This window comes from Bacillus sp. SORGH_AS_0510 (genome assembly GCF_030818775.1).
Taxonomy (GTDB): Bacteria; Bacillota; Bacilli; order Bacillales; family Cytobacillaceae; genus Neobacillus.
In genome coordinates this window covers 2,471,483-2,485,862 of sequence record NZ_JAUTAU010000001.1, presented here as the reverse complement: position 1 = coordinate 2,485,862, position 14,380 = coordinate 2,471,483, and the positions used below count along the sequence as shown (strand labels likewise).

Here is a 14,380-nt window from a genome sequence, read left to right as displayed (position 1 = left end):
TTTAAATTTTCCAAAAATATGTTATAGTCAAATAAACGAAAAATGGAGTGAGGTAAATGAAATTGCAAGTACACCGTACCTATAATTTTAATGCAGGTCCGTCCGCTTTACCGTTTTCTGTTTTAGAAAAAGCTCAAGCAGAACTGATTGATTTTCGTGGTACAGGGATGTCTGTCATGGAGTTAAGCCATCGAAGCCACACCTATGAAGAAGTACATAATCAAGCAATCAACAGTTTAAAAGAATTGTTATTAATCCCTGATTCCTATGAAGTTCTCTTCCTCCAAGGAGGAGCAAGTCTTCAATTTTCAATGATTCCTATGAACTTTTTAAAGCCTGGGTATAAAGCAAGTTACATTATGACAGGATCTTGGTCTGAAAAGGCCTTCTCAGAGGCTAAGTTATTTGGGGATGTCTATCATGCAGCTTCCACTAAGGAAGGAAATTACCGAAGTATTCCTAACGTTGAACATATAAAATACCATGCTGAGGATTCCTATTTACACCTTACATCCAACAATACTATTTACGGTACACAATGGAAAAACTTCCCTGATAGTGGAAATGTTCCACTAATTGCAGACATGTCGAGTGATATTCTTTCAAAGCCGATTGATGTAAATAAGTTTGCTCTTATCTACGCTGGCGCACAGAAGAATTTGGGTCCTTCAGGCGTAACAGTGGTTATCATTCGAAAAGACCTATTAGAGCAAGCCAATACTTCTATTCCAACGATGTTAAAATATAGTACACACGCTAAAAATAATTCACTATATAACACACCTCCAACTTTTGGGATTTACATGTTAGGAGAGGTGCTTAACTGGGTTCGTCAATTAGGTGGATTAACTGCCATATCAAATCAGAATGAACAAAAAGCAAAATTTATTTATGATGTAATTGACACAAGTAATGGTTTTTATGCTGGTCATGCAGTTCCAGAAAGTCGATCACTAATGAATATAACCTTTAACTTAGAATCAGAAGAACTAGAAATGAAATTTTTAGAACGTGCTAAATCAGAAGGATTTGTTGGAATAAGTGGTCACCGATCAATCGGTGGATGCCGTGTCTCTGCATACAATGCTGTACCAATTGAGGCATGCAAGGCATTCAGTGAGTTTATGATTGATTTCCAAACAAAAAATTCCTAGTAAATATAACCCTCTCACTATTAGAGAGGGTTATTTTTTTGCTTCAATTGAAATCTATTTCTCCTTATTCTATTTCCCTATTTTTTTCTCTTGTTACGAAACTGTAATACTAATCTATTGTTCTTTTTCATAGAAATAGAAACTAATAAGAGAATCATGTGAAATCAACTAGGAGGGAAATGAACGATGAAAAAAATAATCTCAGCACTTACTGTAGTAGCTTCACTCTTATTTGCTTCTCCCACTTTTGCTTACACTGTTAAAAGCGGAGATACTATGACACAAATAGCCAAGGAACATCATCTTAGCTTACAAGAACTTTCACGGCTGAACCCACAAATTAAAAATATTGATTTAATATATGTTGGACAAACTGTTCATACTAGTAAATCTGAGGGAATTACCGAGTCACCTGAAATAGTTTCAGTTGAAAAGGAGAGCCCTTCAGATCAACCTGAAATAACACAAGGTTACTCAAAGCACGAAATTGATTTACTAGCAAGATTAGTAAGAGCAGAAGCAGAAATCGAGCCTTATCAAGGAAAAGTGGCTGTTGCTTGTGTGGTTCTTAATAGAGTAGAGAGCGACAAATTCCCTAACACGATTAAAGACGTCATTTATCAAAAAGGCCAATTTCAGCCCGTCAGTAATGGAGAAATTAATAAACCTGCTGATAAGGACTCCATCAATGCAGTCCAAGAGGCACTAAAGGAGAAGCGAAACGTCGCTGCCGGGTCACTATTCTTCTATAACCCAGCAATAGCTACCAGTCGCTGGCTTGATTCCAGAACAACTACACTAGTGATTGGACACCATGTATTTAAAAAATAGGCTGTGTTAAAGAACATTGTTGATTTTTATTCCCTGTTGATTGGAGCGGAAGGCACGAAGACTCCTGTGGGAGTGCGGATCAGGGGACACCCCGCAGGCGCAAGCGCCGAGGAGGCTCGCCGAAACGCCCACGAACCGCTCGTGCCTGGAGCGCAAATCAACAGACAAGTTTAACAAAGCAAAAAATAAAAGATAAAACTTCGCTGAAAAGAGTGATAACCATGGAAGCTATTACCTTTAAAGCATTTGCTATTACAAACGAGATTGATTTAAACCAAATTGCCATCCATTGCGGGATACCAAAAAAATTCACATGGGAACAACCTTTATTCCTTAGAGAACAAATCTTAGAATCAATCCTCGACAAAAAGATAAATGAAGCACATCAAATGGTACTTATTTTTTCCTTTGGGAGTATTGTATTTATTAATCACTCTGAAGCAGAGGAAATTGCACAAGTACTTAAGTTCCTTTACTCTTTCGAGCCTGACATAGAATTAAAAAATATAGAAAAATATTCGGATGACTACTGTCTCCACATTAATGAAGCACAGTTAGTAGAATTAACTGACGAATATGTGGTTGTTCCTATATTCGAGAGTTTTTATCCCGAATTAATCTCGACAGTACTTGCCAAATCAGTAGCCCTTGAAAAAACAGAGGAGCAATTAGGAAAAATTCACGATAAACTTGAGACAATGATTGACCGTCTAGAAAAAGGCAGGCTTCGCATTGGTAACAAAGAATTAGCTAGGACTACAGCAAAAATTGTCCGTCATGAATATAATACTCTTGCCTATATTATGATTTTAGATAAACCAGATATTACGTGGTCTAGTAGTACAGCCAATGAATTTTATGACCGAATGACAGACTTTTTCGAATTAAATGACCGCTATAAAATTTTGAAAAGTAAAACTGAAATTTTATATAATATTATGGATGGTTTTTCTACCATTAGTCATTCCATCAGGGGATTATTTGTTGAATGGATTATTGTTATTCTGATCTTAGTGGAGATTTTCCTTACTGTTTTAGAGTACATGTAAGTATGTAACGAAAAAATAAGACCCTGGGAAAAATTTGACTTAAATCCTCCCTCGGTCTTTATTTTTTATGCCTGGGCAATCCGCTTAACGTAAATAGTAGCCTTACATATTATATAAGGAAAACTTTAGAAAGAGGTGTAGCTAATGTCATACACAATTACAACCGGCAAACATCCCGGACACCCTGGTGCTTGTTTGGCTCAATATAATCACTCAACTTTAAAACATAGTTCTAATAATCCAAATCACCATAACCCCTCCGCTAATTATCCGCAAGTAATGCCAGTTACTCATTACCCAATGACCACTTATGGTTCTTATGGAAATCCATCCTGGAGACCACCAGGATCTTCCTATCCTTTATATTATTGATGTTACTTGGAAGTACTACACCATAAATACTAATAAAAAGAACTCTGAAAAACCATTTTTCAGAGTTCTTTTTGTGAGGAGACCTCACTCTACTTCATTTAGATTTTTTTACTTTATAATTTTTGTGGTTAACAACTGTTATAAGGGGTTCTCCTTTATCTTTCGAGAAACCGTATTTAACCATTACGGAATTTTCTCTAATAACCGAAACTTCTCCTTCAAAATCTTTACCATCCCGTTTAAAGGAAATCACATCTCCTACTTTTGCGTTAGCCATTCTATCACCTCGACTCTATATTATCCAAAAGCATTTGGAGGTAAACTAAAAAAAATAAAACGCTTGCATTTTTCAAATTCTGTTTTATAATACTTGTATACAAGTATACTTGGTTTATAAGAAGGTGAAATTATGATAGAAGGAACAGAATTACTGTATCCCCAAAAATGGCTCTCAAAAGCTTCTACAGGTGACCGTGTAACATACGAACTCAGAATGCGTATTATTTCTGGTTTGATTGAAAGCGGTACCATATTATCAGAAAATAAGCTAGCTGCTGATTTTAATGTAAGCCGATCTCCTATTCGTGAGGCATTAAAAATACTAGCGTCTGAAAATATCATTCGATTAGAAAGAATGGGTGCAGTGGTCATTGGTTTAACAGAGAAAGAAATTGAAGAAATATATGATGTGCGATTACTGATAGAAACCTTTGTGTTTGAACGACTTGACAAGCAAGACTCAACTGAGTTAGTTAAAGAATTAAGTAAGATCCTTGAAATGATGAAAATCGCAATCAAATACAAGGATGCTGACGAATTCTCCTATCAAGATGTGTTATTCCATGAAACCATCATACGGGCAATCAATCATTCCTATATCATGATGATTTGGAATAATGCAAAACCTGTTATGGAGGCATTCATTCTTTTATCGATGCGCGCACGATTAAAGGAAAAATACGAAGATTTCTCACGCATTATTGAAAATCACCAACTTTATATTGAAGCCATCAAAACTAAGAATAGAGACCTCATGATTCAATCTTTACATCAAAACTTTGATGATGTTCAAGGTAAGGTAGAAGACCTTTGGATGTCGCAACAAATGCTATCTAAAGGAGTAGTGCAAGAAAATGACTAGCTATATGTTAGGTATTGACATCGGTACAACAAGTACTAAAGCAGTATTATTCAGCGAACAAGGCAAAGTTATTCAACAAGAAAATATCGGTTACCCTCTTTATACGCCCGATATTTCAACTGCTGAACAGGATCCGGAAGAGATTTTTGCGGCTGTCCTTACTGCCATGACAAAAATCATGAAAAACCATACTCAGAGAAAGATTTTGTTCATTTCATTTAGCAGTGCAATGCATAGCCTGATAGCCATTGACGAAAATGACCAACCACTGACACCATGCATTACCTGGGCAGATAATCGCAGTGAAGGATGGGCTCATAAAATTAAAGATGAACTAAATGGGCATGAAGTCTATAAACGTACTGGAACCCCTATCCATCCAATGTCTCCATTAAGTAAAATTACTTGGATAGTAAATGATCTTCCGGAAATCGCTGCGAAAACAAAAAAATATATAGGGATTAAAGAATACATTTTTAAGAAGTTCTTTGATCAATATGTGGTTGACTATTCTTTGGCTTCATCTATGGGCATGATGAATTTAAAAAATTTGGATTGGGATGAAGAAGCTTTATCAATTGCGGGCATTACCCGTGACCAACTATCCAAACTCGTACCAACCACTGAGATTTTTACAAATTGTAATCTTGAATTAGCTAAACAAATCGGTATTGATCCACAGACTCCTTTCGTAATTGGTGCTAGTGATGGCGTTCTTTCAAATTTAGGGGTAAATGCGATTGGAAAAGGCGAAATTGCCGTAACAATTGGTACAAGTGGAGCAATCCGTACCATAATTGACCAACCTCAAACGGATGATAAAGGACGAATCTTTTGTTACGCATTAACGGACAAGCATTGGGTAATTGGTGGTCCTGTTAATAATGGCGGAATGGTACTTCGTTGGATAAGAGATGAGTTTGCTGCCTCAGAAGTTGAGACAGCTAAAAGACTAGGAATTGACCCTTACGATGTATTAACCAAGATTGCTGAACGCGTTAGACCTGGGTCTGACGGGTTACTCTTCCACCCATTCCTGGCTGGTGAACGTGCTCCCTTATGGAATCCTGATGTCCGTGGTTCATTTTTCGGATTAACCTTGTCACATAAGAAGGAACATATGATTCGAGCAGCATTAGAAGGTGTTATCTTCAATTTATATACAGTATTTTTGGCTCTAGTTGAGTGTATGGAAGGTCCAGTTACACGTATACAAGCAACTGGTGGATTTGCACGATCAGATGTTTGGCGTCAAATGATGGCAGATATATTCGATTTAGACGTTGTAGTACCAGAGAGTTACGAGAGCTCTTGTTTAGGTGCTTGTATTTTAGGTCTTTATGCCACAGGAAAGATTGATTCATTTGATGTAGCCTCAGAAATGATTGGCAGCACCTTCAAACATACACCAAAAGAGAATGCAGCAACAGAATACAGGAATCTAGTTCCAATCTTCATCAGCCTATCTAGGTCATTAGAAGAGGATTATACAAAACTTGCGAAGTACCAAAGAAGCTTAATAAAGTAAATAAACCTAAGCGGGGATTCACTATTCTCCCCCGCTAACGGTTAAAACAATTTCATTATTTTGACAGCGCTTACCAGAGGTTATTCTGGGAAGACACTATGAATTTGGGTGTTACTACCGCTACCGCGGAAAAAAATAAATTAAACATCATAGGGGGAATTTACAATGCCATTGGTTATTGTAGCAATTGGTATCATTGCTTTACTTATTTTAATCATGGGTTTTAAATTGAACACATTTGTTTCACTTATCATTGTTTCATTCGGTGTCGCTATTGCACTTGGAATGAAATTAGATGAAATCATCGCAACGATTGAGGCTGGATTAGGCGGAACACTAGGACATATAGCATTAATTTTTGGACTTGGTGCAATGCTTGGGAAATTAATTGCTGATTCAGGAGGCGCGCAACGAATTGCGATGACTCTCGTTAATAAATTTGGCGAAAAAAATATTCAATGGGCTGTAGTGGCTGCTTCGTTCATTATTGGAATCGCTTTATTTTTTGAAGTAGGACTTGTTTTATTAATTCCAATCGTATTTGCTATTTCTAAACAATTAAAAGTTTCTATTCTATATCTTGGAATTCCAATGGCTGCAGCTTTATCTGTAACACACGGCTTTTTACCACCACATCCGGGACCAACTACTATTGCAGGTGAATTTGGTGCTGACCTTGGTGAAGTATTACTTTACGGTTTCATTATTGCTATTCCAACTGTTATTATTGCTGGACCTTTATTTACTAAACTTGCTAAAAAAATGGTGCCTGCATCATTTACAAAAACTGGGGATATTGCCTCATTAGGTGAACTGAAAACATTTAAACTAGAAGACACACCTGGATTTGGCATCAGTGTTTTTACTGCAATGCTTCCTGTAATCTTAATGTCAATTGCTACAATTTTAACTTTACTTCAAAAAACTATGGGATTTGCAGATAGTACTTTCCTAGCCATTATCCGTTTTGTTGGTGGTGCATCTCCTGCAATGGTAATCTCTTTATTAGTTGCTATTTATACAATGGGATTGGCAAGAAAAATACCGATCAAAACGGTAATGGACTCTTGTACTGAAGCGATTTCACACATTGGCATGATGCTTTTAATCATTGGGGGCGGCGGTGCCTTCAAACAAGTTTTAATAAATGGTCATGTAGGTGATTATGTAGCCGAATTATTTAAAGGAACTAATATTTCACCAATTCTACTAGCATGGATTATTGCAGCGATCCTACGTATTTCATTAGGTTCTGCAACCGTTGCAGCACTAACAACTGCTGGATTAGTTATTCCGATGTTAGGTCAATCTGATGTAAACTTAGCATTAGTTGTATTAGCAACTGGTGCTGGTAGCTTAATCGCTTCACACGTAAACGACGCTGGGTTCTGGATGTTTAAGGAATACTTTGGACTAAGTATGAAAGAAACCTTCGCAACATGGACACTGCTTGAAACCATCATCTCTGTAAGTGGTCTAGTATTTATCTTATTTATAAGCTTATTCGTATAAATAATTTGGGGACAGTCCCCCGCTGCTTTAAAGCAGCGGGGGACTGTCCCCTTTTTTTATTATTATTTACCATCAACAACTTCTTTTAAAATTTCGTATGACCGTTTTTGTTTTTCTGGGTCATAGATGTATGAAACAGCCATAATTTCATCCACTTCATAGTAATTTTGGAAGGATGTTAATTGATTCCTGATTGTCTCTTTACTACCTAAAAGCGTCACACTAGACATAGAAGCAGCCATTTCTTTTTCCATTGGATTCCAAATCTTATCCATATCTTCAACAGGAGGCTGTAATGGATTTCTCGAACCACGCACCACATTTAGGAAAAATTGCTGCATGGTCGTTGACAACCACTGTGCTTCCTCATCCGTCTCTGCTGCAATCACATTTAAACATACCATCATATATGGTTGATCCAAGTATTCAGAAGGCTGGAATCGACTACGGTAAATCTTAATAGCTTCTTCCATATATCTTGGTGCAAAGTGGGAAGCAAAAACATATGGCAGCCCCAAACTTGCCGCTAAATAAGCCGAATCTGTAGAAGAACCTAATATATAGAGCGGTATATTAGTTCCAACGCCAGGATATGCTTTCACATAACTCTGGATATCTTCTGGACCAAAATAGGTAAGAAGTGCTTTAACATCCTCTGGGAAAGTGTATACAGAGTCATTTTTCGATCGTCTTAATGCATTTGCTGTCATCATATCTGTACCGGGTGCACGGCCTAGACCTAATTCCACACGATTTGGATAGATAGTTGCCAACGTACCGAACTGTTCCGCAACTACTAACGGAGCATGATTTGGAAGCATGATTCCACCAGACCCCACAAGTATGGTATTTGTATGCTCTAATGTATGTTTAATTAAAATCGACGTTGCTGAACTAACTAGAGTAGGTGTGTTGTGATGTTCTGCGATCCAATAGCGTTTATAGCCCAGTTTTTCTACCGCTTGTGCCAAATCTACCATCGAATCAATTGCTTGTTTAGGTGTTTGTCCCTCACGAATTGGTGCTAGATTAAGGACGGAAACGGGTATATGAATTGATGTCATATTAAATTTGTCCTTTCTTATTAAAATATATTACTATACTAGCAATAGTAATTCAGGAAACAAACTTAAATGCTTACCAATCATTAAAAAGAGGAGGCTTCCTCCCCTCCTCTTCCTAAAAATAATTGCAATTTTTCTCTTACATGCTACTTACCTTTATTATTACTTTGCTTCTCAATCGATACATGTTTGGGTCGCGCTGGATATGTTCCCTGCCCATCATCTGGACCAGTAAGATCATTCCTTTGATCCAAGACTTTACCCGTATATTCTATTGGATGTTTTCCCGTCAATTTGTTCACCTCTCAAAAATCACTTGACCTATCCCTTAGTTTTTCCTACTTTGAAATTTCATTTTCCTCTCTGCTTCACTCATATTTGGATTTTTGCTAGCTGTACTCTTATTTAATGCTTTTTTTAATTCAACAGTTGCGTCATCGTTTGTATTATACTTTCCATCCATATTGACTCCCTCCTTTTTGTTAATTATTATAAACGGAATAAATTTGTTCATTCTTACATGATATTGACAGGAAAAAAGGAACATGATATTATTTATCTCGAATTAGAGATAAATTAATTTGAGATAAATTTTATTGATTACTTAATGTTGGAATAATATAGACAAACCTTAAAAGAAATGATTGGAGGACTTTTGATGAACGGATTAAAAGGCATTCACCATGTTACGGCTATTACAAGCAGTGCAGAAAAAAATTATGAATTTTTTCACTTATGTATTAGGAATGCGGTTAGTAAAGAAAACGGTTAATCAGGATGATATCCAGACTTACCATTTATTTTTTGCCGATGATACTGGCAGCCCTGGCACCGATATGACTTTCTTTGATTTCCCTGGTATTCCACAAGGAGTCCATGGGACAAATGAAATTGCGAAAACATCCTTTCGTGTACCAAATGATGCAGCAATAGAGTTCTGGGAAAAACGATTTGATCGATTAAATGTAAAACATAGTGGCATCAAGAAATTATTTGGTAAAAAAACTCTATCCTTCATAGATTTTGATGATCAACAGTACCAATTAATTTCAGACGAAAAAAATACAGGAGTTTCTAGCGGTACACCTTGGCAAAAGGGCCCAATTCCATTAGAATATGCCATTACAGGATTAGGGCCACTCTTTGTTCGCGTAGCTAATTTTGATTACTTTAAAGAAATGATGGAAAAAGTTCTATTATTTAAAGAGATTGACCAAGAAGGAGCTTTACATTTATTTGAAGTAGGTGAAGGTGGTAATGGTGCACAAGTGGTGGTGGAATACAATGCAGTACTGCCCCCATCTCAACAAGGATATGGTACTGTTCATCACGCTGCCTTTCGTGTGGAGGATCGTAAGGTTTTAGAAGAATGGATGAACCGAATTGAGAGTTTTGGCTTTGGTACCTCTGGATTTGTTGATCGCTACTTCTTTGGATCTTTATACGTAAGAGTAGCACCTCAAATCTTATTTGAATTCGCTACAGATGGTCCTGGATTTATGGGTGATGAACAATATGAAAGCCTCGGAGAAAAACTATCCTTACCTCCATTTCTAGAGACAAAACGTAATCAAATCGAAAAACTTGTACGCCCGATCGATACAGTTAGAAGTACAAAGGAAATTGAAAAAGAATATAATCAATAACTTATATCTAAAGGAAGCCTGAGAATGAAGTCATTCTTACGCTTCCTTTTTATTCAAAAAGCACCATCTTTAACCATGATTGTACAAAAGAACATTATTTGTGATAAATTCTTTCCTTTTTACAAATCCAAGATTTTCGTATAGATGAATAGCTCGTTTATTAAAATTGGCAACAGTTAAACGGATAGGACTATGTTTAAAATACTTTTGTAAGTTCCTTAGAATAAATAAACAAAAATCAAATCCTTTCCCCTGTCCAGTTTCTTCTGGTTGCAAACCAATTCCAAAATCGATAAAGCCAGCATCATATACGCCCAGCTGTTTTCCTGCAGGCACTTGCGCAGACTCTCCTATACAATAAAATCCAACCAATTTATTTTGAGGGTCAACTACAGCATAATAACTTCCATTCAATAATTCTTTTAATGAATCTTCTGTACATTCATTATTATAAAATTCATATGGTGGTTGATAGGTCCAATTTAAAATTTCTTTGCCATTATTAGAATCCTCCTCTTTTAAAAGTATATTTAATAATAGACCTTGCACGTCTTTTTCTTATAATTTTCCAAATCACTTGAATTATAGAATAAATTCTGATATATTAACAGTCAATTAAATATTTCTTACTTCAATACCATTTGAAGTGAGGATAGAGGCGCAAAAACCATGAGTACACAATTTAAGGAGAATGAGCTCCCATGACAATTGTGAAAAGGGGAATTTGCCGAAGCGGAAAGAAACTCATTTATCTTGAAGCTGGTTCTGTTATTGAATAAATACAGAACTGTCATATAGGAAACTATATGGAGGGCTATCTCACGCATTGGGAACAATTTTTATTCATGTTTCTTAAGCGGCAACGAACCCTCGTTGCTGCTTTTTTGCGTTGACTGACATAATGCCTTCTCTGCTCTAAATTTTTAAAATATAAAAAAAGGGTGAGAATGATGAATTTTGGCCAAGTATTAACTGCAATGGTGACACCATTTGATCAACATGGAGAAATCGATTTTATTGCAACAAAAGAACTTATCAATTATTTAATCGCAAATGGCTCTGATGGATTAGTAATTGCTGGAACAACAGGAGAATCTCCTACTTTAACGACTGAAGAAAAAGTGGAGCTATTTAAATTTGTAGTTGAAGTTGTTAATCACAGAGTACCAGTCATAGCAGGAACAGGCTCTAATAATACAAGAGCATCAATTAACTTAACAAAACAAGCTGAAAATGCTGGAGTAGATGGAATTATGCTTGTTACCCCATATTACAACAAACCATCTCAGGAAGGATTATATCAACACTTTAAAGCAATTGCCGAATCCACATCTTTACCTGTGATGCTTTATAACATCCCAGGTCGAAGTGTCGTGAATATGACTGTGGAAACAATCGTCCGTTTATCCAAGATAAATAATATTGTTACGGTTAAAGAAGCGAGTGGAAACCTTGATGCAATGGCTGATATTATAAATCAAACCTCTAACGACTTTACACTTTATAGTGGTGACGATGGATTAACGTTGCCTGTATTAGCGATCGGCGGAACGGGTGTAGTATCTGTCGCTTCCCATATTATAGGAAATCAATTACAAGAAATGATCAATCAATTTAAAAATGGTGCTATAAATGAAGCTGCTGAAACTCATCGTAACTTACTTCCAATTATAAGAGCGTTATTTGCTGCACCTAGTCCTTCACCTGTAAAAGCAGCACTAAATATAGTAGGAGTCCATGTGGGAGGGGTTCGTTTCCCACTTGTCCCATTAACGGATGAAGAACAAAAAGCATTACAAGATAACTTGCCAGCCAATCTCCCTAAGGTAAACAGCAAATAAACTTCAACATTTTAAAGGATTTATCATGTTTTTTACCTAAAACACTAAAAAAAGTGGAAAAAATAGCCCCGACTAATTCTATTTCCCTTGAGAATTTGTTATAATAAAGTAGTTTTAACACTATTGAGGGGGAAATAGATTTCATGTCAGTTGAAGTAGGCAGCAAAGTCCAAGGAAAAGTAACAGGAATCACTAATTTTGGAGCATTCGTTGAATTACCAGGAGGTACAACAGGTCTAGTACATATAAGCGAAGTTGCGGAAAGCTATGTAAAAGATATTAATGACCATTTAAAAGTTGGCGACATGGTTGAAGTGAAAGTAATTAGTGAAAAGGATGGTAAAACTGCCCTTTCCATCAAAAAAGCGATAGACAAACCTGAAGCATCATCATATTCACAACGCCCGCCACGCCAAGGAAGATCCGAAAACCGTTCTAAGGACTTCCGTCCAAAAGGCAATTTCAAACCGAAAGAATCGTTTGAAGATAAAATGGCCAAGTTTTTAAAAGCGAGTGAAGAAAACTTGTCTTCTCTTAAAAGAAACACAGAAACAAAACGTGGTGGTCGAGGCGGAAGACGCGGATAACATCAACTTTTTTATAATTTGTTCAAATATAAAGGCAAGCCAGACGATGGCTTGCCTTCTTACCTTTTGTTTAAGAAACAACTGATTTAACATTTTTTCTGAATTCAACCTCTTCATTGCCATCGTCAACCGTAACTTGGTTCCCTACTACCATTAAATACTTCTCTGGTGTTTTGGACGCGATTATTACCCCTTCCTTGATAAATGAAGGCAAAATCAATGATGCGATATTTACCACCAAAGGGTACAGCGGGATTAGTAAATATTTCTTAAATATCTCTATATAAGTAAAAGGATTTTATTCCTTCAAATTATTTGTTATAATAAAGTGGTTTTAACATTATTGAGGGGGAAATATATTTCTATGTCAGTTGAAGTAGGCAGCAAAGTCCAAGGAAAAGTAACAGGAATCACTAATTTTGGAGCATTCGTTGAATTACCTGGAGGCACAACAGGTCTTGTGCATATCAGTGAAGTTGCGGAAAGCTATGTTAAGGATATTAATGACCACCTTAAAGTTGGTGACATGGTTGATGTAAAAGTAATTAGTGAAAAAGACGGAAAAACTGCCTTATCTATTAAAAAAGCAATCGAGAGACCCGAAAGTCAAACCTCTTCTTATTCACAACGCCCAGCAAGGCAAGGAAGATCTGAAAGCCGTTCAAAAGATTTTCGTCCAAAAAGTAATTTCAAACCTAAAGAATCATTTGAAGATAAAATGGCCAAGTTTTTAAAGTCTAGTGAAGAGAACTTATCTTCGCTTAAACGCAACACAGAATCAAAACGTGGCGGTCGAGGCGGAAGACGCGCATAACTACCAGTTTTAATACAATATAAAAAAGACGAGTTGACATGAAAATCGATGTCAACTCGTCTTTTTTTATCAGTTTTCTCAGTGATTACACTTTACAGGGAATGATATTGAATGCACTACATAGCAATGGCTAATTAGTATAAATGATCATCCTTACTTAAATTTGTCAGGGAACTGTTGTACGATTCCTTCGGTTAATATATCACCCATATGAATAAGATGTGCTTCGTTAATATCTGCAGTCTTAATATCGCCAGCCCAGTCTCCTTTTAACCTATCCACGACTTCATCCACTGTTAACTTCAAGTGAGTATAGAACATTTCTGTTAATACTTTTTTAGACCAATTTGGATTTGCACTCGTAAGGAACGCTACAATTTCATCTGCGTTTTGATACCACTCCTTATTAAATTGGTCAATACTTGCTTGATCATTCTTCTTAGCTGCCTCGATAATTTTTCCAGCAATTAAGATATGTTCCTTTAAAAGCACAGTTAGTTTGTTCCCTGCTTCTTGACCATAATATGGTTTGATAATATCTCCTAAATCTTCTTGATTTTTAAGCAATCTTTCCAACACATCATTCCGATCCTTTAAATCAGCTAAATTCGAGACAATGAGCTCCCTGGTCCACCAAGCATGTTCGACCCATAGCTTCTGCATTGGATATTTTAAATTTATGACAGATAATGTAATACAGTTCTTAGCGGGTGTTCTCCCCTGTGCACTAACGGAAGTTACGTTGAGCATAGAAAAGAAGATAATAATACTCCAGGTTATAATTTTCTTTTTCATGGTCATTAACCCCTTTTATTGATGATATTCCCAATAATAGTATCTA

General features: G+C 36.4%; 16 protein-coding genes, 1 pseudogene and 1 riboswitch. Of the genes and pseudogenes, 11 read left to right on the top strand and 6 right to left on the bottom strand.

Annotated elements, in window-relative coordinates:
• The first annotated feature begins 56 nt into the window (after positions 1-56).
• From serC to QE429_RS12780, 4 genes are all read left to right on the top strand, one after another.
• On the top strand, positions 57-1,154 hold the full coding sequence (gene serC / locus QE429_RS12795; RefSeq protein ID WP_307287405.1) for a 3-phosphoserine/phosphohydroxythreonine transaminase: 1,098 nt from the start codon (positions 57-59) through the stop codon (positions 1,152-1,154).
• Between the two features lie 186 nt (positions 1,155-1,340).
• A complete protein-coding gene (locus tag QE429_RS12790; protein WP_307287404.1) occupies positions 1,341-1,985 on the top strand; it encodes a cell wall hydrolase in 645 nt (214 codons plus the stop codon).
• A gap of 221 nt (positions 1,986-2,206) precedes the next feature.
• Entirely contained in the window at positions 2,207-3,034 is an 828-nt protein-coding gene (locus tag QE429_RS12785; RefSeq protein ID WP_307287402.1) for an RMD1 family protein, read from the top strand.
• 144 nt (positions 3,035-3,178) lie between these two features.
• On the top strand, positions 3,179-3,406 hold the full coding sequence (locus QE429_RS12780; RefSeq protein WP_307287400.1) for a hypothetical protein: 228 nt from the start codon (positions 3,179-3,181) through the stop codon (positions 3,404-3,406).
• Between the two features lie 94 nt (positions 3,407-3,500).
• Here QE429_RS12780 and QE429_RS12775 read toward each other — a convergent pair whose 3' ends face one another.
• On the bottom strand, positions 3,501-3,683 hold the full coding sequence (locus QE429_RS12775) for a DUF2187 family protein (RefSeq protein ID WP_307287399.1): 183 nt from the start codon (positions 3,681-3,683) through the stop codon (positions 3,501-3,503).
• Between the two features lie 132 nt (positions 3,684-3,815).
• On the opposite strand from QE429_RS12775, the gene QE429_RS12770 reads away from it, so the two are divergent.
• From QE429_RS12770 to QE429_RS12760, 3 genes are all read left to right on the top strand, one after another.
• A complete protein-coding gene (locus tag QE429_RS12770; RefSeq protein ID WP_307287398.1) occupies positions 3,816-4,547 on the top strand; it encodes a GntR family transcriptional regulator in 732 nt (243 codons plus the stop codon).
• Positions 4,540-6,075, top strand: coding sequence for a gluconokinase (gene gntK, locus QE429_RS12765; RefSeq protein WP_307287397.1), 1,536 nt, complete (start codon positions 4,540-4,542; stop codon positions 6,073-6,075). The genes QE429_RS12770 and gntK overlap by 8 nt, the downstream gene beginning before the upstream one ends.
• A 165-nt stretch (positions 6,076-6,240) precedes the next feature.
• On the top strand, positions 6,241-7,587 hold the full coding sequence (locus QE429_RS12760; RefSeq protein WP_307287396.1) for a GntP family permease: 1,347 nt from the start codon (positions 6,241-6,243) through the stop codon (positions 7,585-7,587).
• Positions 7,588-7,649: 62 nt separating this feature from the next.
• Here the strand turns inward: QE429_RS12760 and QE429_RS12755 are convergent, their stop codons facing one another.
• The 3 genes from QE429_RS12755 to QE429_RS12745 all read right to left on the bottom strand — a co-directional run bounded on the left by QE429_RS12755 (position 7,650) and on the right by QE429_RS12745 (position 9,114).
• The gene (locus tag QE429_RS12755) at positions 7,650-8,651 is read right to left on the bottom strand and encodes an LLM class flavin-dependent oxidoreductase (protein ID WP_307287395.1); all 1,002 of its coding nucleotides are present in this window, start codon (positions 8,649-8,651) and stop codon (positions 7,650-7,652) included.
• Positions 8,652-8,797: 146 nt separating this feature from the next.
• Entirely contained in the window at positions 8,798-8,944 is a 147-nt protein-coding gene (locus QE429_RS12750) for a hypothetical protein (RefSeq protein WP_307287394.1), read from the bottom strand.
• A 35-nt stretch (positions 8,945-8,979) separates the two neighbouring features.
• The gene (locus QE429_RS12745) at positions 8,980-9,114 is read right to left on the bottom strand and encodes a hypothetical protein (protein ID WP_307287393.1); all 135 of its coding nucleotides are present in this window, start codon (positions 9,112-9,114) and stop codon (positions 8,980-8,982) included.
• Between the two features lie 195 nt (positions 9,115-9,309).
• On the opposite strand from QE429_RS12745, the pseudogene QE429_RS12740 reads away from it, so the two are divergent.
• Positions 9,310-10,297, top strand: a pseudogene (locus QE429_RS12740) (ring-cleaving dioxygenase).
• A gap of 69 nt (positions 10,298-10,366) precedes the next feature.
• On the opposite strand, the gene QE429_RS12735 reads toward QE429_RS12740, so the two are convergent.
• Positions 10,367-10,846: a GNAT family N-acetyltransferase gene (locus QE429_RS12735; RefSeq protein WP_307287392.1), complete on the bottom strand. Its 480-nt coding sequence runs from the start codon at positions 10,844-10,846 to the stop codon at positions 10,367-10,369.
• Between the two features lie 96 nt (positions 10,847-10,942).
• Positions 10,943-11,122, top strand: a riboswitch (Lysine riboswitch).
• Positions 11,123-11,247: 125 nt separating this feature from the next.
• Between QE429_RS12735 and dapA the strand changes: the two genes are divergently transcribed.
• From dapA to QE429_RS12720, 3 genes are all read left to right on the top strand, one after another.
• Positions 11,248-12,138 carry a 4-hydroxy-tetrahydrodipicolinate synthase gene (gene dapA, locus QE429_RS12730; protein WP_307287391.1) on the top strand — a complete coding sequence of 297 codons (891 nt, stop codon included), beginning with the start codon at positions 11,248-11,250 and terminating at the stop codon, positions 12,136-12,138.
• Positions 12,139-12,281: 143 nt separating this feature from the next.
• The gene (locus tag QE429_RS12725; protein WP_307287389.1) at positions 12,282-12,725 is read left to right on the top strand and encodes a S1 domain-containing RNA-binding protein; all 444 of its coding nucleotides are present in this window, start codon (positions 12,282-12,284) and stop codon (positions 12,723-12,725) included.
• Positions 12,726-13,089: 364 nt separating this feature from the next.
• Positions 13,090-13,539 (top strand): S1 domain-containing RNA-binding protein, encoded by a 450-nt coding sequence (locus QE429_RS12720; protein ID WP_307287388.1) that lies wholly within the window; start codon positions 13,090-13,092, stop codon positions 13,537-13,539.
• A gap of 153 nt (positions 13,540-13,692) precedes the next feature.
• On the opposite strand, the gene QE429_RS12715 is transcribed toward QE429_RS12720, so the two are convergent.
• On the bottom strand, positions 13,693-14,334 hold the full coding sequence (locus QE429_RS12715) for a glycosyltransferase (RefSeq protein WP_307287387.1): 642 nt from the start codon (positions 14,332-14,334) through the stop codon (positions 13,693-13,695).
• Positions 14,335-14,380: the final 46 nt, after the last annotated feature.

Excerpts from the sequence above, each read along its gene's own strand:
- serC (WP_307287405.1), top strand. The coding sequence starts at position 57 with ATGAAATTGCAAGTACACCGTACCTATAATTTTAATGCAGGTCCGTCC.
- QE429_RS12790 (WP_307287404.1), top strand. The coding sequence starts at position 1,341 with ATGAAAAAAATAATCTCAGCACTTACTGTAGTAGCTTCACTCTTATTT.
- QE429_RS12785 (WP_307287402.1), top strand. The coding sequence starts at position 2,207 with ATGGAAGCTATTACCTTTAAAGCATTTGCTATTACAAACGAGATTGAT.
- QE429_RS12780 (WP_307287400.1), top strand. The coding sequence starts at position 3,179 with ATGTCATACACAATTACAACCGGCAAACATCCCGGACACCCTGGTGCT.
- QE429_RS12775 (WP_307287399.1), bottom strand. The coding sequence starts at position 3,683 with ATGGCTAACGCAAAAGTAGGAGATGTGATTTCCTTTAAACGGGATGGT.
- QE429_RS12770 (WP_307287398.1), top strand. The coding sequence starts at position 3,816 with ATGATAGAAGGAACAGAATTACTGTATCCCCAAAAATGGCTCTCAAAA.
- gntK (WP_307287397.1), top strand. The coding sequence starts at position 4,540 with ATGACTAGCTATATGTTAGGTATTGACATCGGTACAACAAGTACTAAA.
- QE429_RS12760 (WP_307287396.1), top strand. The coding sequence starts at position 6,241 with ATGCCATTGGTTATTGTAGCAATTGGTATCATTGCTTTACTTATTTTA.
- QE429_RS12755 (WP_307287395.1), bottom strand. The coding sequence starts at position 8,651 with ATGACATCAATTCATATACCCGTTTCCGTCCTTAATCTAGCACCAATT.
- QE429_RS12745 (WP_307287393.1), bottom strand. The coding sequence starts at position 9,114 with ATGGATGGAAAGTATAATACAAACGATGACGCAACTGTTGAATTAAAA.
- dapA (WP_307287391.1), top strand. The coding sequence starts at position 11,248 with ATGAATTTTGGCCAAGTATTAACTGCAATGGTGACACCATTTGATCAA.
- QE429_RS12725 (WP_307287389.1), top strand. The coding sequence starts at position 12,282 with ATGTCAGTTGAAGTAGGCAGCAAAGTCCAAGGAAAAGTAACAGGAATC.
- QE429_RS12720 (WP_307287388.1), top strand. The coding sequence starts at position 13,090 with ATGTCAGTTGAAGTAGGCAGCAAAGTCCAAGGAAAAGTAACAGGAATC.
- QE429_RS12715 (WP_307287387.1), bottom strand. The coding sequence starts at position 14,334 with ATGAAAAAGAAAATTATAACCTGGAGTATTATTATCTTCTTTTCTATG.